19 protein-coding genes are annotated in these 21,481 nt (G+C 62.1%); 2 read left to right on the top strand and 17 right to left on the bottom strand.

The window, feature by feature from the left end; translation table 11 throughout:
* Window positions 1-73 precede the first annotated feature (73 nt).
* The gene (gene fdxA, locus LK03_RS10980) at window positions 74-397 is read left to right on the top strand and encodes a ferredoxin FdxA (RefSeq protein WP_038412363.1); all 324 of its coding nucleotides are present in this window, start codon (window positions 74-76) and stop codon (window positions 395-397) included.
* A 469-nt stretch (window positions 398-866) separates the two neighbouring features.
* On the opposite strand, the gene rpoS is transcribed toward fdxA, so the two are convergent.
* The 8 genes from rpoS to LK03_RS10940 all read right to left on the bottom strand — a co-directional run bounded on the left by rpoS (window position 867) and on the right by LK03_RS10940 (window position 8,051).
* Window positions 867-1,874 carry an RNA polymerase sigma factor RpoS gene (rpoS, locus tag LK03_RS10975; protein WP_038412362.1) on the bottom strand — a complete coding sequence of 336 codons (1,008 nt, stop codon included), beginning with the start codon at window positions 1,872-1,874 and terminating at the stop codon, window positions 867-869.
* Window positions 1,875-1,984: 110 nt separating this feature from the next.
* On the bottom strand, window positions 1,985-2,839 hold the full coding sequence (locus tag LK03_RS10970; RefSeq protein WP_156109531.1) for a peptidoglycan DD-metalloendopeptidase family protein: 855 nt from the start codon (window positions 2,837-2,839) through the stop codon (window positions 1,985-1,987).
* 210 nt (window positions 2,840-3,049) lie between these two features.
* Complete coding sequence (locus LK03_RS10965; RefSeq protein ID WP_167334517.1) at window positions 3,050-3,688, bottom strand: protein-L-isoaspartate(D-aspartate) O-methyltransferase; 639 nt, start codon at window positions 3,686-3,688, stop codon at window positions 3,050-3,052.
* A gap of 38 nt (window positions 3,689-3,726) precedes the next feature.
* Window positions 3,727-4,476 carry a 5'/3'-nucleotidase SurE gene (gene surE / locus LK03_RS10960; RefSeq protein WP_038412359.1) on the bottom strand — a complete coding sequence of 250 codons (750 nt, stop codon included), beginning with the start codon at window positions 4,474-4,476 and terminating at the stop codon, window positions 3,727-3,729.
* Complete coding sequence (truD, locus tag LK03_RS10955) at window positions 4,464-5,522, bottom strand: tRNA pseudouridine(13) synthase TruD (RefSeq protein WP_038412358.1); 1,059 nt, start codon at window positions 5,520-5,522, stop codon at window positions 4,464-4,466. The genes surE and truD overlap by 13 nt, the downstream gene beginning before the upstream one ends.
* The gene (gene ispF / locus LK03_RS10950; protein WP_038412357.1) at window positions 5,519-5,992 is read right to left on the bottom strand and encodes a 2-C-methyl-D-erythritol 2,4-cyclodiphosphate synthase; all 474 of its coding nucleotides are present in this window, start codon (window positions 5,990-5,992) and stop codon (window positions 5,519-5,521) included. The genes truD and ispF overlap by 4 nt, the downstream gene beginning before the upstream one ends.
* An 83-nt stretch (window positions 5,993-6,075) precedes the next feature.
* Window positions 6,076-6,930 (bottom strand): S-formylglutathione hydrolase, encoded by an 855-nt coding sequence (gene fghA / locus LK03_RS10945; protein WP_038412356.1) that lies wholly within the window; start codon window positions 6,928-6,930, stop codon window positions 6,076-6,078.
* A gap of 8 nt (window positions 6,931-6,938) precedes the next feature.
* Complete coding sequence (locus LK03_RS10940) at window positions 6,939-8,051, bottom strand: S-(hydroxymethyl)glutathione dehydrogenase/class III alcohol dehydrogenase (protein ID WP_028696824.1); 1,113 nt, start codon at window positions 8,049-8,051, stop codon at window positions 6,939-6,941.
* Window positions 8,052-8,159: 108 nt separating this feature from the next.
* On the opposite strand from LK03_RS10940, the gene LK03_RS10935 reads away from it, so the two are divergent.
* Entirely contained in the window at window positions 8,160-9,056 is an 897-nt protein-coding gene (locus LK03_RS10935; RefSeq protein ID WP_038412355.1) for a LysR family transcriptional regulator, read from the top strand.
* 19 nt (window positions 9,057-9,075) lie between these two features.
* On the opposite strand, the gene ispD is transcribed toward LK03_RS10935, so the two are convergent.
* The 9 genes from ispD to lpxB all read right to left on the bottom strand — a co-directional run bounded on the left by ispD (window position 9,076) and on the right by lpxB (window position 21,481).
* Entirely contained in the window at window positions 9,076-9,783 is a 708-nt protein-coding gene (ispD, locus tag LK03_RS10930) for a 2-C-methyl-D-erythritol 4-phosphate cytidylyltransferase (protein WP_038412354.1), read from the bottom strand.
* Window positions 9,780-10,061 carry a cell division protein FtsB gene (gene ftsB, locus LK03_RS10925; protein ID WP_028696821.1) on the bottom strand — a complete coding sequence of 94 codons (282 nt, stop codon included), beginning with the start codon at window positions 10,059-10,061 and terminating at the stop codon, window positions 9,780-9,782. Before ftsB ends, ispD begins: the two co-directional genes overlap by 4 nt.
* Window positions 10,062-10,218: 157 nt before the next feature.
* Complete coding sequence (gene eno / locus LK03_RS10920) at window positions 10,219-11,508, bottom strand: phosphopyruvate hydratase (RefSeq protein WP_028696820.1); 1,290 nt, start codon at window positions 11,506-11,508, stop codon at window positions 10,219-10,221.
* A 258-nt stretch (window positions 11,509-11,766) separates the two neighbouring features.
* A complete protein-coding gene (locus LK03_RS10915; RefSeq protein ID WP_038412353.1) occupies window positions 11,767-13,395 on the bottom strand; it encodes a CTP synthase in 1,629 nt (542 codons plus the stop codon).
* A gap of 270 nt (window positions 13,396-13,665) precedes the next feature.
* On the bottom strand, window positions 13,666-14,961 hold the full coding sequence (gene tilS / locus LK03_RS10910) for a tRNA lysidine(34) synthetase TilS (RefSeq protein WP_038414685.1): 1,296 nt from the start codon (window positions 14,959-14,961) through the stop codon (window positions 13,666-13,668).
* Window positions 14,962-15,024: 63 nt separating this feature from the next.
* On the bottom strand, window positions 15,025-15,972 hold the full coding sequence (locus tag LK03_RS10905) for an acetyl-CoA carboxylase carboxyltransferase subunit alpha (RefSeq protein WP_038412352.1): 948 nt from the start codon (window positions 15,970-15,972) through the stop codon (window positions 15,025-15,027).
* Between the two features lie 103 nt (window positions 15,973-16,075).
* Window positions 16,076-19,600 (bottom strand): DNA polymerase III subunit alpha, encoded by a 3,525-nt coding sequence (dnaE, locus tag LK03_RS10900; RefSeq protein WP_038412351.1) that lies wholly within the window; start codon window positions 19,598-19,600, stop codon window positions 16,076-16,078.
* Window positions 19,601-19,730: 130 nt separating this feature from the next.
* Window positions 19,731-20,354, bottom strand: coding sequence for a ribonuclease HII (gene rnhB, locus LK03_RS10895; RefSeq protein ID WP_038412350.1), 624 nt, complete (start codon window positions 20,352-20,354; stop codon window positions 19,731-19,733).
* Window positions 20,354-21,481, bottom strand: a complete 1,128-nt coding sequence (gene lpxB, locus LK03_RS10890) for a lipid-A-disaccharide synthase (RefSeq protein ID WP_038412349.1) — start codon at window positions 21,479-21,481, stop codon at window positions 20,354-20,356. The genes rnhB and lpxB overlap by 1 nt, the downstream gene beginning before the upstream one ends.

Here is a 21,481-nt window from a genome sequence, read left to right as displayed (position 1 = left end):
GCGGCCATGTTCCGTGAACCGTGCTGCCCTGCGGAAAAGGGCAAGCTGCCGTCGCCTGAGGAGAGAATTAGAAATGTCCTTCGTCGTCACCGACAACTGCATCAAGTGCAAGTACACCGATTGCGTAGAGGTCTGCCCGGTGGACTGCTTCTACGAAGGCCCGAACTTCCTGGTCATTCACCCTGACGAGTGCATCGACTGCGCGCTGTGCGAGCCTGAGTGCCCTGCCCAGGCCATCTTCTCGGAAGATGAAATTCCTGCTGGCATGGAGAACTTCATCGAGCTCAATGCCGAGCTGGCAGAGATCTGGCCCAACATCACCGAGAAGAAAGATGCCCTGCCGGATGCGGCCGACTGGGATGGCAAGACTGGCAAGATCAGCGACCTGGAACGCTGAGACGTACCTGATACGAAAAAAGGCCCGCAAGGGCCTTTTTCAGTTTCTGCAGAGCAAAAAAAGGGGCGGAGTTACCCGCCCACATTTTCTCCATTTTCCCTGTATTCCCGTTCATCATCCTGATGAGTCGCATCCCGCGACGTCCTTGGCCTTCGTCCGTAAGAGCCCGTGTCTGTCCGTAGACACAGGGCAGATAGTACCGTTTCCATGCGTCGGCACAATGGGCCTTACCTCTCAAAACAATACGGGCGACACACAAAAACACATCTGAAAAACCTATTTAATTCAGTAGGTTAGTAAATTTCCCCATTATTCGACGACAGCAATTGACCTCAATAGCCTTCAACGACTTACAGAACGCCTAGGAAAATGCTTACACGCAATGCCTGCAAGCGGATGCGCTCCAGACGTTTTGCAGGGCAATGAAAAGCCCCGAACGAATCGGGGCTTTGTTTCCTGCGCTAGGCTCTTACTGAAATAGCGATTCGCTGGAGAGTCCGTTCTTCTCGAGAATCTCACGCAGACGCTTGAGTCCCTCGACCTGAATCTGCCGCACGCGCTCACGGGTCAGGCCGATCTCCAGACCGACATCCTCAAGGGTGCTGCTCTCGTGACCTCGCAAGCCAAAGCGGCGGATCACCACTTCACGCTGCTTTTCCGTCAGCTCACCGAGCCATTGATCGATGCTGCGCGACAGGTCGTCGTCCTGCAGCAGATCACAGGGGTCGGTTGGACGATCATCGGTGAGGGTATCGAGCAGGGTCTTGTCGGAATCAGGGCCCAGCGATACATCGACGGAAGACACGCGCTCGTTGAGACCGAGCATGCGTTTGACTTCGGCTACCGGCTTTTCCAGCAGGGCGGCGATTTCTTCCGCAGAGGGTTCGTGATCGAGCTTCTGGGTCAACTCACGGGCTGCTCGGAGGTAGACATTGAGCTCTTTGACCACATGGATGGGCAGGCGAATCGTACGGGTCTGATTCATGATCGCCCGTTCGATGGTCTGACGAATCCACCAGGTGGCGTAGGTCGAGAAACGGAAGCCGCGTTCGGGGTCGAACTTCTCGACAGCGCGGATCAGGCCGAGGTTACCTTCCTCGATGAGATCGAGCAGTGACAGCCCGCGATTGACATAGCGCCGGGCGATCTTGACCACCAGCCGCAGGTTGCTTTCGATCATGCGCTTGCGCCCAGCCGGATCACCTTTCTGCGACAGACGCGCAAAATGGACTTCTTCTTCGGGGGTGAGCAAGGGCGAGAAACCGATTTCATTCAGGTACAGCTGGGTGGCGTCGAGCGCCCGGCTGTAATCGATGTACTTGTGATGCTTGAGCGTTGCGCTCTGTTTCGACTTGGTCCGAACCGCAGATACAACAGGTTCGTCTGACACCACATCCGTTTCCAAAACGATGCCGGTCTCCATGAGGAGTACGTCATCGTCGATGTCAAACCTCGGCACTTCTTTACTGAGAGCCATTGTTATAGTCCTTTGCTGAGTTCGAACTCAGACTCGAGCACCACCTTTATCCCTGGTAGCACTGGAGCCTGTCCCCTTTTGATCTCCAAGGAACAGGCCGGGTACAACAATCAACGGCGTGGCAGGAACTGTAGCGGATCGACGGGTTTGCCCTGACGGCGAATTTCAAAATGCAGTTTCACACGGTCGGTACCCGTTGAGCCCATTTCAGCAATCGTCTGCCCAGCCTTGACCTGCTGCCCTTCCCGAACCAAAAGCCTGCGGTTGTGACCGTAGGCGCTGACGTAGGTATCGTTATGCTTGATGATGATCAGTTCACCGTAGCCGCGCAGACCACTACCGGCGTAAACAACCGAACCACTGGACGCAGCAAAAACAGGCTGTCCCAAATCACCGGCGATATCAATGCCTTTATTCAAACTACCGTTTGAAGCGAATTTGCCGATCACCACGCCATTTGCCGGCCACATCCAGCCGCCCGAGGTGCGCTCTGCCGCAGGCACCTGAGTGACCGTCGTCGTGGTGCTTGAAGATGGCGTAGACGTCGTCTTGGTGACGGTCGGCGCTGGGCCTGCGGCACCTGCCGGACGGCGGGTGACCGTGGTTTTGCTGGACGACGACGGACTGGTCACCACGGTGGTGTTGCCAGCGCCACTGCTGAAGCGAATCGCCTGCCCGGGGCGGATGGTGTACGGGGCGGCGATGCCGTTGCGCGCAGCCAGCTCCTTGTAGTCCCAGCCGTAGCGGAAGGCGATGGAGAACAGGGTGTCGCCAGGCTTGACGAGGTATTGCCCGGTAGTCACGGCCGGACGCTTGGCGGGCGCAGCACTGTTGCGATCGACCACGCGCGCACTGTTGGAACTGGTGCTGGAACAACCGGCGAGCAACGTCCCCATGGCCAGCGCAATCACCAGAAATTTGAATCCCGCCCGTTCCTTGCGCTGCCGCATGACTGTGTCAACCACCCGCCGCTCCCCTCACGCTGCCAAAATGAAATGCCGAAACACAGGCAATGATGTTGCGATTGTTGTTTTGCCCAGTCGAATCCTGGGCTTCGGACATAGGCCACGTACGATTTCAGGCGTTTCCCGAGCCTAGTCTGGCAGCTACACGCCAGATAGACAGGATGGTCCGTCGAGAATTCGCCTGTATGGGAAAAAATCCTGTCGCCGCACTCAGGCTATCGGACCATTGACCAATGGAACGAAGCGTACGCTGCCCAGTACGGTGCGTGTGAAACCGTGCTCTTCACGGACAATCAGCAGCAACTGCTGCACCTCGCCCGCCGGCCCTACCGGTATCACCAGACGTCCGCCCGGTGCCAGCTGATCGAGCAGTGCCTGGGGCACCTCACTGGCAACTGCCGTGACGATGATGCCGTTATACGGCGCCAGCGCAGGCCAGCCTTCGCAGCCATCGCCCCAGCGGAAAACCACATTGCGCAAGTTCAGCTCGACAAGGCGTTCCTTGGCGCGGTCCTGCAGGCTCTTGATGCGCTCGACCGAGAACACACGCTCGACCAACTGAGCGAGAATCGCCGTCTGGTAGCCCGAACCGGTGCCTATCTCCATCACTTTGTCCAGCGGGCCGTCCTGTAACAACACCTCGCTCATGTGCGCGACCATATACGGCTGCGAGATGGTCTGGTTGTGGCCGATGGGTAGCGCGGTGTCTTCATAGGCGCGATGCGCCAGCGCCTCGTCGACGAACAGATGACGCGGCGTGCGGCGGATCACTTCGAGCACCTTGGGGTTGCTGACGCCCTCTTCGCTCAGGCGCTGGATCAGGCGCTCGCGGGTGCGCTGGGACGTCATGCCGATTCCACGGCGCATCAGATCATCCTGCTCGCGCATCAGAGCACGCCCTCCAACCAGCCTTCCAGCGGTTCGAACGCCTCACTGAAGGTGCGATCGAGCTGCAATGGCGTGATCGACACATAACCCTGCATCACGGCATGGAAGTCGGTGCCCGGGCCGCCATCCTCGGCATCGCCGGCCACTGCGATCCAGTAGCCCTCCTTGCCACGCGGGTTGACCACCTTGGTCGGTGCCGCGGCCCGCGCACGGTGACCCAGACGGGTCAGACGAATCCCGCGGATGTGATCGAGCGGCAGGTTGGGGATGTTGACGTTGAGCACGGTACGCGCAGGCAGGCTCAGACGCGCCTGCGCTTCGACGAGGCGACGGGCGATGTAGGCCGCGCACGGCAGATTGTCGGGCTGGCGCGACAGCAGAGAGAACGCCAGCGATGTACCGCCGAGGAAGCGCCCCTCCAGGGCCGCTGCGACAGTGCCGGAGTACAGCACGTCGTCACCCAGGTTGGCACCCAGGTTGATACCCGACACCACCATGTCCGGGGTGTGCTCCAGCAGCCCGTTCAGACCCAGGTGCACGCAGTCGGTCGGGGTGCCGTTGAGGCTGATGAAGCCATTGGCCAGACGTTGCGGATGCAGCGGCCGGTCTAGCGTCAGCGAACTGCCGGCACCGCTTTTGTCTTGCTCAGGAGCGATGACCGCGCATTGGGCATAATCGGCCAGCGCAGCATGCAGCGCCGCCAGGCCCGGTGCGGTTACACCGTCGTCGTTGGAAATCAGAATACGCATGGGCTGTCCGTCTGCCCCGCTGGCACCAGATCGACAAGTTCACGCACCACGACGGTGGCGAAGCATCCGGCCGGCAGGACGAATTCCATTTGCAGGCTATCAGGCTCGGGATAATGCCACGTCAAGCGGCCAATAGGGAGTCGCAGGATACGCCGTTCGTGATCCATGCCCGCACGCGCCAGCCACTGGCACAGCGCGCTGTGCGCCTCGGCGGTGGTCTGCTCGAGCGTTGCAGCGGCGCCGCCGGCCGGTGTGTCGCCCATGCCCCACAACGGGCCGGAGGGATGCAGGTCGAGAATCGCCAGGCGCGGATCGACGCATTCGGCCTCGCCGGCCACGAAAAAGCTGCGGCTATCGGTGAAAGCCAGCAGGTCACCCACTTGGGCCTGCTGCCAGGTACCGTCGGCTACGCGCGCCGCAAGCACCTGATTGAACAGATAGCTGCGCGCAGCCGAGAGCAGCCGCGAACGGACATTGCGCTGTTCAGGCAGCGCCTGACGCTGCGCCCAGTCCAGGGCGTCATGGACATTGCCGCCGGCAAAGCCGAAGCGCTGGGCACCGAAGTAGTTCGGCACGCCTTGCGCCTTGAGCAGCTCAAGGCGTGCATCGAGGGCCTGACGATCGGCCTGAAGTGCAGTCAGGCGCAAGGTAAAACCATTGGCCGCGTGGGCGCCGCGCTGCAATTTACGCTGATGACGAATTTGCTTGAGGATGCGCAGGGTCTGGTCTTGCGCGCGCGAAAGGTCGGGATCGGCCTTGCCCGGCAAGTGCAGGCTAAACCACTGACGGGTCAGCGCCTGACGGTCCTTGAGGCCGGCATAGCTGATCGACCTGACCGGCACGCCTGCGGCGCGGGCCAGCCGGCGAGCGGCTTCTTCGGTATTGAGGTCGCGCTTTTCCACCCACAGCCACAGGTGCTCGCCCTGCCCGGAAAGCGGAATGTCGAGTACCTCATCGACCTGAAAATCCTCGGCCACGGCCTTGAGCACCGCCGTGCCGAGAGCCTCGCCGGTTGCGCGTGGGCCCAGCAGTTCGAGCTCCGTCATGCCGACAGCAACAGGGCGACCGCGTGCACGGCGATGCCCTCCTCACGCCCGGTGAAGCCCAGTTTTTCCGAGGTAGTGGCCTTGACGTTGACCTGGTCAAGCTCGACCTGCAGGTCGGCGGCGATGCATTGGCGCATGGCTTCGATATGCGGCGCCATCTTCGGTGCCTGGGCGACGATGGTGGCGTCAACATTGCCGACCCTCCAGCCCTTGGCATGCACGATCTTCAGCACATGGCGCAACAGCACACGACTATCGGCGCCCTTGAATTGCGGGTCGGTATCGGGGAAATGCTTGCCGATATCGCCCAGTGCAGCCGCGCCGAGCAAGGCGTCGCTCAGCGCGTGCAACAGCACATCGCCGTCCGAGTGCGCCAGCAATCCGAAGCGGTGGGCGATCTTTACCCCACCCAAGGTGATGAAGTCGCCGTCGGTGAAACGGTGCACATCGTAGCCATGGCCAATACGCATAGAAAAACGCCCTGATTGAGTCAGGGCGTGATTCTACCTGCTTTGCAGTGGTGTAGGTCTAGCAGACCCTAGACCCTCTGCACTCAGACGCGGCCCAGGGCCACGGCGTGATGGCGCAGGTGCTCATCGATGAAGCTGGCGATGAAGAAGTAGCTGTGGTCATAGCCCGGTTGCAGGCGCAAGGTCAGGCTGTGCCCGCCTTTACGCGCGGCCTGCTCCAGGGCATGGGGCTTGAGCTGGTTGTCGAGGAAATCATCGCGATCGCCCTGGTCGACCAGCAGCGCCGGGCACTGCCCGGACGGGGTCTCGGCCAGCAACACGCTGGCATCCCACTCACGCCAGCGTGCACGGTCTTCACCCAGATACCGCGACAGTGCCTTCTCGCCCCATGGGCAATCCATCGGGTTGCTGATTGGCGAGAACGCCGACACCGACCGGTAGCGCCCAGGATTGCGCAAGGCGCAGACCAACGCACCATGCCCCCCCATGGAGTGGCCGCTGATGCTGCGCTGCTCCGACGCAGGGAAGTGCGCCTCGATCAGCGCCGGCAGTTCATCGACCACATAGTCGTGCATGCGGTAGTGCTGCGCCCACGGCTGCTGGGTGGCATTGACGTAGAAACCTGCGCCTTTGCCGAAATCCCAGGCGTTGTCCGGATCACCCGGCACCTGATCGCCACGCGGACTGGTGTCCGGTGCGACGATGATCAGGCCCAGCTCGGCAGCCAGGCGCTGGGCGCCGGCCTTCTGCATGAAGTTTTCGTCGGTGCAAGTCAGGCCGCTGAGCCAGTACAGCACGGGCAGTTTCACGCCCTGCTCGGCCTGTGGCGGCAGATAGACCGCGAACACCATGTCGCAACCGAGCACCTTGGAGCTGTGCCGATAGCGCTTGTGCCAGCCGCCGAAACTTTTCTGACAGGAGATGTTTTCCAGGCTCATGGCAGACCTCAGAAGTGGATCACGCTACGGATGCTCTTGCCCTCATGCATCAGGTCAAAAGCCTTGTTGATGTCTTCCAGACCCATGGTGTGGGTGATGAAGGTGTCCAGTGGAATCTCGCCCTTCTCGGACATCTCGACGTAGCTTGGCAGCTCGCTGCGCCCACGCACGCCGCCGAACGCCGAACCGCGCCAGACGCGGCCGGTCACCAGCTGGAACGGGCGGGTAGCGATTTCCTGGCCGGCACCGGCGACGCCGATGATCACCGACTCACCCCAGCCCTTGTGGCAGCACTCCAGCGCCGCACGCATCAGTTGCACGTTGCCGATGCACTCGAAGGAGAAGTCCACACCGCCGTCGGTGAGGTCGACGATGACTTCCTGAATCGGACGGTCGTATTCCTTGGGGTTGATGCAGTCGGTGGCGCCGAGCTGCTTGGCGATTTCGAACTTGGCCGGATTGATGTCGATGGCGATGATGCGCGAGGCCTTGGCCTTGACCGCGCCGATGATCGCCGACAGGCCAATGCCGCCCAGGCCAAATACGGCAACGGTGTCACCCGGCTTGACCTTGGCAGTATTGAGGACCGCGCCGATGCCGGTGGTCACGCCACAGCCGAGCAGGCAAACCTTCTCAAGCGGCGCCTCTTTCTGAATCTTCGCCACGGAGATTTCCGGCAGCACGGTGTACTCGGAGAAGGTCGAGGTGCCCATGTAGTGGAACAACTGCTGACCTTTGTAGGAGAAGCGAGTGGTGCCGTCAGGCATCAGACCCTTGCCCTGGGTGGCGCGAATGGCCTGGCACAGGTTGGTCTTGCCCGAGCGGCAGAATTTGCACTGGCCACATTCAGGGGTGTACAGCGGGATGACGTGGTCGCCGACGGCCACCGAGGTCACGCCCTCGCCAATGGCTTCAACGATGGCGCCGCCTTCGTGGCCAAGGATCGAGGGGAAGATACCTTCCGGATCAGCGCCCGAGAGGGTGTAGGCATCGGTATGGCAGACGCCGCTGGCGACTACCCGCAACAGCACTTCGCCAGCCTTGGGCATGGCCACGTCGACTTCGACGATCTCAAGGGGTTTCTTGGCTTCGAAGGCTACGGCAGCGCGGGACTTGATCATCAAAAAGCTCTCCAGGGAGGGGTCAGTTCAGCCCCGGAGTGTAATTCACCTGGCTTTGATGAATAATCCGACCCCAAACAAAACATTCTTGCTGTACAGGGATAATCCATGAGCAGTCGCTGGGAAGGCATCGATGAGTTCGTGGCGGTGGCCGAGTCCGGGCAGTTCACCGCCGCCGCCGAGCGCCTGGGGGTGTCTTCATCCCATGTGAGTCGGCAGATCGCCCGGCTCGAGGAACGCTTGCAGACGCGCCTGCTGTATCGCAGTACCCGCCGGGTGACGCTGAGCGAGGCCGGACAGACCTTCCTGCATCATTGCCAGCGTTTGCAGGATGGTCGGGAAGAAGCGTTGCGGGCCATGGGCGATCTGGCCAGCGAACCCAAGGGCCTGTTACGCATGACCTGCGCGGTGGCCTATGGCGAGCGCTTCATCGTGCCCTTGGTGACGCGCTTCATGGCGCACTATCCGCAATTGCGGATCGAGGTTGAGCTGAGCAACAGCACGCTCGATCTGCTCCATGAAGGCATGGACCTGGCCATTCGCCTGGGTCGCCTGCAGGACTCACGGCTGGTGGCCAGCCGCCTGGCGCCGCGGCGCATGTACGTCTGCGCCTCGCCGGCCTACCTGGAACACTACGGGCGACCGCACAGTTTGTCGGAGTTGGCGCGGCACAATTGCCTGATCGGCAGTTCGGACATCTGGGTGCTGCAACAGGAAGGTCGCGAACTGAGTCAGCGCGTGCAGGGCAACTGGCGCTGCAACAGCGGCCAGGCGGTGCTCGATGCCACGTTGCAAGGCATGGGGCTCGCCCAGTTGCCTGACTACTACGTGCTGGAACACCTGCGCAGTGGCGCGCTGGTCTCGCTGCTGCACGCCCATCAACCGCCCAACACTGCAGTGTGGGCGCTGTATCCGCAGCAACGGCATCTGTCACCGAAGGTACGGCGCCTGGTGGATTACCTGAAAGAGGGTCTGGCCGAATTGCCAGAGTATCGCCAGGGCTGACGACTCGCCCGCTGCTTGCTCAGCGCCGGCACGCCCAGCGTTGGCGCAACCATTCCAGATCCTCGGGCCGGGTCACCTTGAGGTTGTCGCTGCGCCCCTCGACCAACCGCGGCGCGTGCCCGGCCCATTCGATGGCAGACGATTCATCGGTCACCTTCACATCGGATACCAGGCACTCGGCCAGCGCCCGGTGCAGCATGCCGAGGCGGAACATCTGCGGGGTGTAAGCCTGCCAGACCGTGCTGCGATCGATCGTGGCACTGACCCTTCCCTGCGCATCGGCGCGTTTGAGGGTGTCTTTGACCGGCACGGCAAGCAGTCCGCCGACCGTATCGTCGGCCAGCTCAGCGAGTAATTTATCCAGATCATCGCGGGCAAGATTGGGCCGTGCGGCATCGTGGACCAGCACCCAGTCATCGTCCGCAGCGCCCTCGGCGTGCAGCAGCAACAGGGCATTGAGCACCGAGTCGGCGCGTTCCTGACCGCCAGTCGCGCGCTGCACCCGAGGGTCGCGGGCGCAGCCCAGGTTTGGCCAGAATGGGTCGTCTTCAGCAACGCTCACCACCACCCCTTTGAGCTGAGGGTGGTCGAGAAAACAGTCGAGGGTATGTTCGATCAGGGTGCGAGTGCCCAACTGCAAGTATTGCTTGGGTCTATCGGCGGCCATCCGCGCGCCCACGCCCGCCGCAGGAATCACGGCCCAGAAGGCCGGCATCAGGGTGCTCATTTCTGCGGCAACTGGTAGAGGGTCTCACCCTCCTTGACCATCCCCAGCTCATGCCGAGCCCGCTCTTCGACGGTCTCCATGCCCTTTTTCAGTTCCAGCACCTCAGCGTCCAGGACGCGGTTTCGCTCGAGCAGCCGCTCGTTCTCGGCGTGCTGGTCGTCGATCTGCTGCTTGAGCTCGGCGACCTGGGCAAGGCTGCCGTTGCCTACCCACAGGCGGTACTGCAGGCCGGCCAGCAGCAGGAGCAGAACGAGGAACAACCAGTAAGGACTGCGCATCAAGGTATCCAGGGATTCGAAAGGCTGCGGACGCATGCTTCAGATAGCACGAAGCCTGGCCAAGGCCAGGCTTCGTTGACAGAAACCCGTATGAGTGCCTGATCGCTCGAAAAAACGTCAGGCACGCTCGGTTGCCGCCTCTTTTACCACTTCTTGCTCAACCGCGAAACTCGTCGCGACCGCGGTAAACCGCTTTGGCACCCAGTTGCTCTTCGATGCGCAGCAGTTGGTTGTACTTGGACACCCGATCGGAACGGCACAGCGAGCCAGTCTTGATCTGGCCGGCGGCGGTACCCACGGCCAGGTCGGCGATGGTCGAATCTTCGGTTTCACCGGAACGGTGCGAGATCACCGCGGTGTAGCCGGCAGCCTTGGCCATCTGGATGGCTTCCAGGGTCTCGGTCAGCGAGCCGATCTGGTTGAACTTGATCAGGATCGAGTTACCGATGCCCTTGTCGATGCCTTCCTTGAGGATCTTGGTGTTGGTGACGAACAGGTCGTCGCCGACCAGTTGCACCTTCTCGCCGATCTTGTCGGTGAGGATCTTCCAGCCTGCCCAGTCGGATTCGTCCAGACCGTCTTCGATGGAGATGATCGGGAAACGCTCGGTCAGGCCCTTGAGGTAGTCGGCGAAACCTTCGGCGTCGAACGACTTGCCTTCACCCGACAGGTTGTACTTGCCGTCTTCGTAGAACTCGGACGCCGCGCAGTCCAGCGCCAGGGTGACGTCGGTACCCAGTTTGTAGCCGGCTTTTTCCACAGCTTCAGCGATGGCGCCCAGGGCGTCTTCGTTGGAGGCCAGGTTCGGCGCGAAACCACCTTCATCGCCCACGGCAGTGTTCAGGCCGCGAGCCTTCAGAACCGCCTTGAGGTGATGGAAGATTTCGGTGCCCATGCGCAGGCCATCGGAGAAGGTCTTGGCGCCGACTGGCTGCACCATGAATTCCTGGATGTCGACGTTGTTATCAGCGTGCTCGCCGCCGTTGATGATGTTCATCATCGGCACGGGCATGGAGTACTGGCCTGGGGTGCCGTTGAGGTTGGCGATGTGTGCGTAGAGCGGCAGGTCCTGATCCTGCGCAGCCGCCTTGGCCGCGGCCAGGGACACCGCGAGGATGGCGTTAGCGCCCAGCGATGCCTTGTTCTCGGTGCCATCGAGTTCGATCATGGCGCGGTCGAGGGCTTTCTGGTCGGACGGGTCCTTGCCCAGGAGCAGCTCGCGGATCGGGCCATTGATGTTGGCGACGGCCTTCAGCACGCCTTTGCCAAGGTAACGGCTCTTGTCGCCATCACGCAGCTCCAGCGCTTCGCGCGAGCCGGTGGAAGCACCGGACGGCGCGCAGGCGCTGCCGATGATGCCGTTGTCGAGCAGTACGTCGGCTTCCACGGTGGGGTTGCCACGAGAATCGAGAACTTCACGACCTTTGATGTCGACGATTTTTGCCATTGTTCTAAGCACTCCAGAATTGACGAAAACAACGCAGCTAGGAAATTTCGGCCATGGGCCAGGCGGGTGATGCAGCGGCAGGCCTGGTGCCGGCGATCCACTGACCGAGGGGTCAGCGCAAGAACGGGCGGTACTGTACCGGAGAAACACGCAGCATGTGGTTTCTACCGTCGGAAATCTTTCATGTGCGCCAGCCTGCGAGCTGGACGCAGCAGAACTCGCCCGGTGGGGATGGCTCACCACCCCCACCGGATCGACTCAGGCCTTGTCTTTGTGCGCCAGTGCCGCCTTGACGAAACCGCTGAACAGCGGGTGACCATCACGCGGGGTCGAGGTGAACTCCGGGTGGAACTGGCAGGCGACGAACCACGGGTGGTCCTTGGACTCGACCACTTCGACCAGGGCGCCATCACCTGAGCGACCGGAAATCACCAGACCCGCCTCGACCATTTGCGGCAACAGAACGTTGTTGACCTCGTAGCGGTGACGGTGACGCTCGACGATCACGTCCTTGCCATAGCAATCGTGAACCTTGGAGCTGGAGACCAGTTGGCACTCCTGGGCACCCAGACGCATGGTGCCGCCCAGGTCGGAGGCTTCGGTGCGGGTTTCGACAGCGCCGGTGTTGTCGGCCCACTCGGTGATCAGCCCCACCACCGGATGGCCGCTGTTGCGGTCGAACTCGGTGGAGTTGGCATCTTTCCAGCCCAGCACGTTGCGGGCGAACTCGATGACTGCCACCTGCATGCCCAGGCAGATACCCAGGTACGGAACCTTGTTTTCGCGGGCGAACTGCACCGCCTGGATCTTGCCTTCCACACCGCGCAGACCGAAGCCGCCCGGCACCAGAATGGCATCAGCGCCTTCCAGCAGGCTGGTGCCCTGATTCTCGATGTCTTCGGAGTCGATGTAGCGCAGGTTGACCTTGGTGCGGTTCTGGATGCCGGCATGGCTCATCGCTTCGATCAGCGACTTGTAGGCATCGAGCAGTTCCATGTACTTGCCGACCATGGCGATGGTGACTTCACGCTCGGGGTTGAGCTTGGCGTCGACCACTTTGTCCCACTCGGACAGGTCGGCGCTGTTGCACTGCAGGCCGAAGCGCTCGGTGACGAAGTCGTCCAGACCCTGGGCATGCAGCACACCCGGGATCTTGTAGATGGTGTCGACGTCTTCCAGGGAAATCACCGCACGCTCTTCGACGTTGGTGAACAGGGCGATCTTGCGCCGCGACGAAGCATCGACCGGGTGATCGGAGCGGCAGATCAGCACGTCAGGCTGCAGACCGATGGAGCGCAGTTCCTTGACCGAGTGCTGGGTAGGCTTGGTCTTGGTTTCGCCGGCAGTTGCGATGTACGGCACCAGGGTCAGGTGCATGAGCATGGCGCGCTTGGAGCCGACTTCGACACGCAGTTGGCGGATGGCCTCGAGGAACGGTTGCGACTCGATGTCACCGACCGTACCGCCGATTTCCACCAGGGCCACGTCGGCATCGCCGGCACCCTTGATGATGCGCCGCTTGATTTCGTCGGTGATGTGCGGAATGACCTGGATGGTCGCGCCCAGGTAATCACCACGGCGCTCTTTGCGCAGCACGTGTTCGTACACACGGCCGGTGGTGAAGTTGTTGTTCTGGGTCATGGTAGTGCGGATGAACCGCTCGTAGTGACCCAGGTCGAGGTCGGTCTCGGCGCCATCCTGGGTGACGAACACTTCACCATGCTGGAACGGGCTCATGGTGCCTGGATCGACGTTGATGTACGGGTCCAGCTTGAGCATGGTGACCTTGAGTCCCCGCGCTTCCAGGATGGCCGCCAGGGAAGCCGAGGCAATGCCTTTCCCCAATGAAGAAACAACACCGCCCGTGACGAATATGTAGCGCGTCATGAAAAACCCTAGAAGTCTGCGTTAAAGCGGCCAGCGCCGCCGGAGAAAGCGAAGGAAGGCCGAAGCCCCCGATCACCTGCGTCAATCACAGTGCATCTCGAAAAACTGCCGCGTCTGTACAGACCGGGGTAACCCCGGCATGGAGCTCGCTTGTCATTTTCAGAAATCAGCTCAGCAAAAAACTGCTTGGTAATCGGCAACTGCTGCGTTTTCGAAGAAGCCACAGAAGTTGTATCAAAGAAGGGAGGGTAGTCTACCGGAATGTCCACATCAGCTCAAACCTTGCGCGCAGGTCGGCGGCTGCCACAGCAGTTGCAGGTCGCTTGTGCCAAGTGCCGGCAGATTGGCCACTGCCAGCAGTCGATCACCCTGCCAGACCAGGGGCAGGCGCTGGCGAACGAAGTGCGGCAGATGGGTTTCATTGAGCAGGCGCTTGAGGTCGCGGCGGCCACGACCCGGCACCTCGAGCACCTCCCCGCCCTGTCGATAGGCCACCCGCAGTGGACCTTCCGGACACCGGCCCGAGAGGCTCAGTCGGCCATTGCCCGGCAATGGCAACGGCCGCGTCGGATCATCCCAGGTCTGCGCAGCGCTTGGCCGCTGCAACCACTCCCCGCTCAACCACCAGACCCGGCCCTGACTACGCTGCAATACACCGTCGGTGAGCGGCCACAAGGGCTGGGCATCGGCAGCGGCATCGCGCAGGTCATCCCAGCCGGCCCAGTGGCGAGTGTCGGGCAGGCGAGTCCGCGTACTCAGCCAGCGCTGCAAGGCGTTGCGCTGGCGCGCCGGCGACAGTCGACCGAGCGCCCGCAGCTCGAGCGAATCGAGGTTCAACCAGGGGAAAGCGGCTTCACCGCGAGCGGCGTGCAAGTCATCGTCGGCCACCTCATCGAGCACGCTCAGTGCCTCGCTCAGATGCCCCGCGCTGCGTGCCAGGCGCCGACTGCTCTGCGGCCAGCGCTGCTGGAGCAGCGGCATCACTGCGCCGCGCAGGTAGTTGCGGGCGAACTGCGAATCTTCATTGGAAGGATCCTCGACCCACGCCAGTCCATGCCCTTGGGCGTAAGTCAGCAACTGCTGGCGGGACGTCGACAGCAACGGCCGAACCAACTGCCCTCGCCCAAGTGGACGCTGCACCGGCATGCCGGTAAGACCGCGCAGGCCAGCACCGCGCATCAGGCGCAACAGCAGGGTTTCGGCCTGGTCATCCTGATGCTGACCGGTAAACAGTACGTCGCCCTCTTCCAGCAATGCGGTGAACGCGCCGTAGCGCGCGTTGCGAGCCGCCTGCTCGACGCTGGCGCCGGCCGGCACCTGCACCTCGATCACGTGTAACTCGACCCCCAACGACTCGCACACCTCGCGGCAATGCTGCGGCCAGGTATCGGCAATCGCTTGCAGACCATGCTGAATGTGCACTGCGCAAAGCGGCGGTATGGGCTGAGCGTGTGAGAGCGTGTGCAGCAGGTGCAGCAGAACGCTGGAATCCAGACCGCCTGACAGGGCGACGTACCAGCGACGGGCATTCAGCCAGGGACTGAACAGGGAGGGAAGATCGAACATGGTGCCCTGCTTGCTGGGGCCGCGCCGCAGGCGCAACGCAGCCCCAGGCGGGTGAGGCGGTGATTACAGACCGTAGCTCATCAGACGCTCGTAGCGGCGAGCCAGCAGCGCGTCATGGTCGAAGGTGTTCAGTTCGTCGAGCTGCTCGACCAGGCTCTGGCGCACGCGTTCTGCCATCAACGCCGGGTCACGGTGAGCACCACCCAGCGGTTCACTGATGACCTTGTCGACGATGTTCAGGCTTTTCAGGCGTTCGGCCGTAATGCCCATGGCCTCGGCCGCATCGGCAGCCTTGTCGGCGGTTTTCCACAGGATCGACGCACAGCCTTCCGGAGAAATCACCGAGTAGGTGGAGTACTGCAGCATGTTCAGCTGGTCGCACACGCCGATGGCCAGTGCACCGCCCGAACCGCCCTCGCCAATCACGGTGGCGATGATCGGCGTCTTCAGGCGCGCCATGACCCGCAGGTTCCAGGCGATGGCTTCGCTCTGGTTGCGTTCCTCGGCGTCGATACCCGGGTAGGCACCCGGGGTGTCGATGAAGGTCAGGATCGGCATTTTGAAGCGTTCGGCCATTTCCATCAGGCGGCACGCCTTGCGGTAGCCTTCCGGACGCGGCATGCCGAAGTTGCGACGCACCTTCTCACGCACTTCACGGCCTTTCTGATGACCGATGACCATCACTGGCTTGCCATCCAGACGCGCGGTACCGCCGACGATGGCAGCGTCATCGGAGAAGTGGCGATCGCCATGCAGCTCTTCGAATTCGGTGAAGATGTGCTCGAGGTAATCGAGGGTGTAGGGACGACGGGGATGACGCGCCAGGCGCGCGATCTGCCAGCTGGTCAGATTACCGAAGATGCTTTCGGTGAGGCTGTTGCTCTTGTCTTCCAGACGGGCAATTTCATCGCTGATGTTCAGCGAATTGTCGTTGCCAACCAGGCGCAGGCCTTCGATCTTGGCTTGCAGGTCGGCAATCGGCTGTTCGAAATCAAGGAAATTCGGGTTCATAAGCATCCGTCTTGGGTCTACGGCCAGGCGGCCGGCCGGTTGATCCGTTTGGCGCCATACCTTAAGGGATCAGGCGCGTTGAGGTCGAGTTTAATTGGTCGGTTCAACGATATTGCAGGAAGACGTTCTCACGTCCGAACTGGTCACGCAGGGTCTGAATCAGTCCGTCTGCTGGGTCGATGCACCACTGCTCGCCGAACTGCAACATGGCCCTGGCGTCGCTGCCGGTGTACTCCAGGGTGATCGGGCAACCGCCGCGATGACGGGTGATCAGCTCGCCCAGCCAGCTCAGCCGGTCGCCCTTGAGCGCGTCCTGGGTAATCTTCAGGCGCAGACTTTCGGCAAGCCGGGTACGGGCATCTTCCATGGTCATCACCTGCTTGACCCGCAGGCGCAGGCCGCCAGAGAAATCATCGTGGCTGACCTCGCCTTCGATCACCACCATGGCGTCGGTCTGCAGCAGAGCCTGCGCGGCCATGAAGGCGTCGGCGAACAACGAAGCCTCGATACGCCCGGAACGGTCGTCGAGGGTGACGAAGCCCATCTTGTCGCCTTTCTTGTTCTTCATCACGCGCAGGGCAATGATCATCCCGGCTACGGTCTGCACCTCACGCGAGGGCTTGAGGTCGATGATGCGCTGGCGCGCGAAGCGGCGAATTTCGCTCTCGTACTCATCGATCGGGTGACCGGTCAGGTACAGGCCCAGCGTGTCTTTCTCACCGCGCAGGCGTTCCTTGAGGGTCAGCTCGCGGGCTTTGCGATGATTGGCGTAGACGTCGGCATCCTGCTCGACGAACACCCCGCCGAACAGGTCGACATGGCCGCTCTGCGCGGTGCGCGCGGTCTGCTCGGCCGACTTGATCGCCTCTTCCAGCGCCGACACCAGCACTGCGCGGTTGATGTCGATGCTGGCGTGGTAAGCCTTGATCTCGTCGTGAAAGTGCGGACCCAGACGGTCCAGTGCGCCGCTTCGAATCAGCGCGTCGAGGGTGCGTTTGTTGATGCGCTTGAGGTCGACCCGCTCGCAGAAATCGAACAGGTCCTTGAACGGGCCACCTTCTGCGCGAGCTTCGACGATGGCCTCCACCGGCCCCTCGCCCACCCCTTTGATGGCGCCCAGGCCATAGACGATACGGCCATCGTCGTTGACGGTGAACTTGAACTCCGAGCTGTTCACATCCGGCGCGTCGAGGCGCAGCTTCATGCTGCGCACCTCTTCGATCAGTACCACGACCTTGTCGGTGTTGTGCATGTCCGCCGACAGTACCGCGGCCATGAACGGTGCCGGGTGGTGAGTCTTGAGCCAGGCAGTCTGGTACGACACCAGTCCGTAGGCGGCAGAGTGCGACTTGTTGAAGCCGTAACCTGCGAATTTCTCTACCAGGTCGAAGATGTTGCCTGCAAGATCCGCTTCGATATTGTTCCTGCTGCACCCTTCGATGAAACCGCCGCGCTGCTTGGCCATTTCCTCGGGCTTCTTCTTGCCCATGGCGCGGCGCAGCATGTCGGCTTCACCCAGGGTGTAGCCGGCCATGACTTGGGCGATCTGCATCACCTGTTCCTGGTACAGGATGATGCCGTAGGTCGGTGCCAGCACCGGCTGCAGGCCGTCGTACTGGTAATCAGGATGCGGGTAGGCCAGCTCGGCACGGCCGTGCTTACGGTTGATGAAGTCATCGACCATGCCCGACTGCAACGGGCCAGGACGGAACAGCGCTACAAGGGCGATGAGGTCTTCGAGGCAGTCGGGCTTGAGCTTCTTGATCAGCTCTTTCATGCCACGCGATTCGAGCTGGAACACCGCAGTGGTCTCGGCCTTCTGCAACAGCTCGTAGGTCTTGCGGTCGTCCAGCGGGATGAAGTCGATGTTCAGGTCGGGCAGGTCCATCTTGGCCTGCTCGCGGTTGATGGTTTCCATCGCCCACTTGATGATGGTCAGGGTACGCAGGCCGAGGAAGTCGAACTTGACCAGGCCTGCAGCCTCGACGTCGTCCTTGTCGAACTGAGTGACCAGGCCACCGCCTTCTTCATCACAGGCCACCGGCGAGAAGTCGGTGAGTTTGGTCGGCGCGATGACCACACCACCGGCATGCTTGCCGGTACCGCGGGTAACGCCCTCGAGCTTGAGGGCCATGTCCCAGATTTCCTTGGCTTCTTCGTCGCTCTTGAGGAAGTCGCGCAGGATTTCCTCTTGCTCGAAGGCTTTTTCCAGGGTCATGCCCACTTCGAAGGGAATCATCTTCGACAGGCGGTCGGCCAGGCCGTAGGACTTGCCCTGAACCCTTGCCACGTCACGCACCACCGCCTTGGCAGCCATGGTGCCGAAGGTGATGATCTGGCTGACGGCGTTGCGCCCGTAGGCGTCGGCGACGTACTCGATGACCCGGTCGCGACCATCCATGCAGAAGTCGACGTCGAAGTCGGGCATCGATACCCGCTCGGGGTTGAGGAAGCGCTCGAACAGCAGGTCGTAGGCCAGCGGGTCGAGGTCGGTGATCTTCAGCACGTAGGCCACCAGCGAGCCGGCACCCGAGCCTCGACCGGGACCAACCGGCACGCCGTTGTTCTTCGCCCACTTGATGAAGTCCATGACGATCAGGAAGTAACCGGGAAAGCCCATCTGGATGATGATGTCCAGTTCGAACTTCAGCCGGTCGAGGTAGACCTGGCGTTTCTCGTCATAGTTGGGTGTGGTGGCCTTCGGCCAAAGCACCGCCAAGCGCTCTTCGAGGCCTTCGTGGGACACATGGCGCAGGTAATCGTCGATGCCCATGCCATTGGGGGTCGGGAAATCTGGCAGGAACGCCTTGCCCAACTGCACCTGGATGTTGCAGCGCTTGGCGATCTCGACGGTATTGGCAATGGCGTCGGGCAGATCGCTGAACAGCTCGGCCATCTGTTCGGCGCTTTTGAGGTACTGCTCGTCGCTGTAGTGACGAGGCCGGCGCGGATCGTCGAGGGTCCAGCCCTCACCGATACACACGCGGGTTTCATGGGCATCGAAGTCCGACTGCTTGAGAAAGCGCACATCGTTGGTCGCCACCAGCGGCGCGCCCAGCTGATCGGCCAAAGCGACCGCGGCGTGCAGGTACTCTTCCTCGTTCGGACGACCGGTGCGCTGCACCTCCACATAGAAGCGCTCGGGGAACATCTGCATCCAGTCGCGCAGCAGTGCCTCGGCCTCGGCCTGGCGCCCGGCCAGCAGGGCCATGCCGATATCGCCCTCACGCGCGGCCGACAGGCCTATCAGGCCGGCGCTGGCCGGCGCGATCCAATCGCGTTGGATGATCACCAGGCCATTGCGCTGCCCCTCGACCCAACCACGGGAAATCAGCTCGGTGAGGTTGCGATAACCTTCGGGATTCATGGCCAGCAGGCAGATGCGCGACAGCGGCGCATCGGCCGTGGTGCCGGCCAGCCACAGGTCGGCGCCACAGATCGGCTTGATTCCAGCGCCCATGGCCGATTTATAGAACTTGACCAGCGAACACATGTTGCTCTGATCGGTAATCGCTACCGCCGGCATGTTCATCTCGCCCAGCGCCTTGGCCAGCGGCTTGACCCGCACCAGACCATCGACCAGGGAGAATTCGGAGTGAACGCGCAGGTGAACGAAAGAGACCGGCATGGATGTTCCTGTAGCAGTGTGAAACACGAGGGCGCGATTGTAGCGCAACGGTCGAGCCGATGCCGCGCACGAGGACGAGCGTGCCGTGCTGCAAGCCCGGCGTGATTTCGGGCAAAGGGGCTGGAGTTAACTACAGCAGCGTGGCCAGAGCGCTCGAGCGCCGCTCATAGGCAACCCTTACCGGGGCGAACGAGCGACGGTGGATCGGCGTTGGGCCCAGACGGGCCAACGCCTCGAGATGCACAGGCGTCGGGTAGCCTTTGTGCGCGCCAATGCCATAGCCTGGATAGAGCGCTTCGAGCGCGCTCATCTCGCGGTCGCGGGTGACCTTGGCCAGAATCGATGCCGCAGCGATGGCCGGCACCTTGCTGTCACCTTGCACCACCGGTGCTGCAGGCACCGACAGCGTTGGGCAGCGATTACCATCGATCAACGCCAGCCTGGGCGTGACATGCAACCCTTCGACCGCCCGCTGCATTGCCAGCATGGTGGCGTGAAGGATATTCAGACGATCGATTTCTGCCACCTCGGCACGGGCGATGCAGAAGCTCAACGCTTTCTCGCAGATCTCATCGAACAAGGCTTCGCGCTTGGCCTGGGTGAGTTTCTTGGAGTCGTTGAGGCCAAGAATGGGCCGCTGCGGGTCGAGGATCACTGCTGCGGTGACCACGTCGCCACACAGCGGGCCGCGCCCGACTTCATCGACACCGGCGACCAGTTCCTCGACCAGGGTGAAATCCAGGCCCATCTGCATCAGCGTGGCTCCAGCAAGGCGAGCACCGCGTCGGCTGCCTGATTGGAGGCATCGCGGCGCAGGGTTCGGTGAATCTGGTCGAAGGGTTCGGTCTGTACCGCGCCATCGCGCAGCAACGGTGCCACAGTGGCCGCCAGGGCTTCACACGTGGCGTCATCCTGCAGCAGCTCGGGCACCAGCAGGCGCTGGGCAAGCAGGTTGGGCAGCGATACATAGGGGCTTTTGACCATACGTTTGAGAATCCAGTAGGTCAGCGGCGCCAGCCGATACGCCACCACCATCGGCCGTTTGTACAGCAAGGCCTCGAGGGTGGCGGTGCCGGATGCGATCAACACGGCATCGCAGGCAGCCAGGGCCAGGTGCGATTGACCGTCGAGCAGGGTCAACGGCAGGTCACGGCCCTCGAGCATCTGCTCGACCTGCGCGCGCCGTGCAGCGTTGGCACAGGGCAGCACGAAGCGTACTCCTGGCACTTGCTGGCGCAGGCGCTCAGCCGCATCGAGGAACAACGCGCCGAGCCGACCAACCTCGCCGCCTCGGCTACCCGGCATCAGCGCCACCAGCGGCCCGGCAGGCAACCCCAGCGTGCGCCGTGCGGCGTCGCGGTCGGCTTCCAGCGGAATCGTGTCTGCCAGCGGGTGACCGACGAAACGCACTGGCACGCCTTGCTCTTCATAGAAGCGCGCTTCGAAGGGCAGCAACGTCAACATCAGGTCGCAGCCCTGGCGAATCTTCAGGACGCGCTTTTGCCGCCAGGCCCACACCGAGGGGCTGACATAATGCACGGTCTTGATCCCTGCCTGGCGCAGCTTGAGTTCGATGTTGAGGGTAAAATCAGGCGCATCGATGCCGATGAACACATCGGGCTTTTCATCGATCAGCGTGGCAATCAGTTCCTTGCGGCGCTTGAGCAACTCGCGCAGACGCCCCAGCACTTCCACCAGCCCCATGACCGCCAGGCGCTCCATGGGGAAGTATGACTGCATGCCCTCGGCTTCCATCAGCGGACCGCCAACACCGATGAAGCGCACCTGCGGGTGGCGCGCCTTGAGCGCACGCATCAAACCGGACCCGAGGATATCGCCGCTGGCCTCACCCGCGACCAGGGCTATGCAAAGCTGTGCCAT

It is taken from the genome of Pseudomonas cremoricolorata (assembly GCF_000759535.1).
Classification (GTDB): Bacteria; Pseudomonadota; Gammaproteobacteria; order Pseudomonadales; family Pseudomonadaceae; genus Aquipseudomonas; species Aquipseudomonas cremoricolorata_A.
This window is presented reverse-complemented; position numbering and strand designations above follow the sequence as displayed.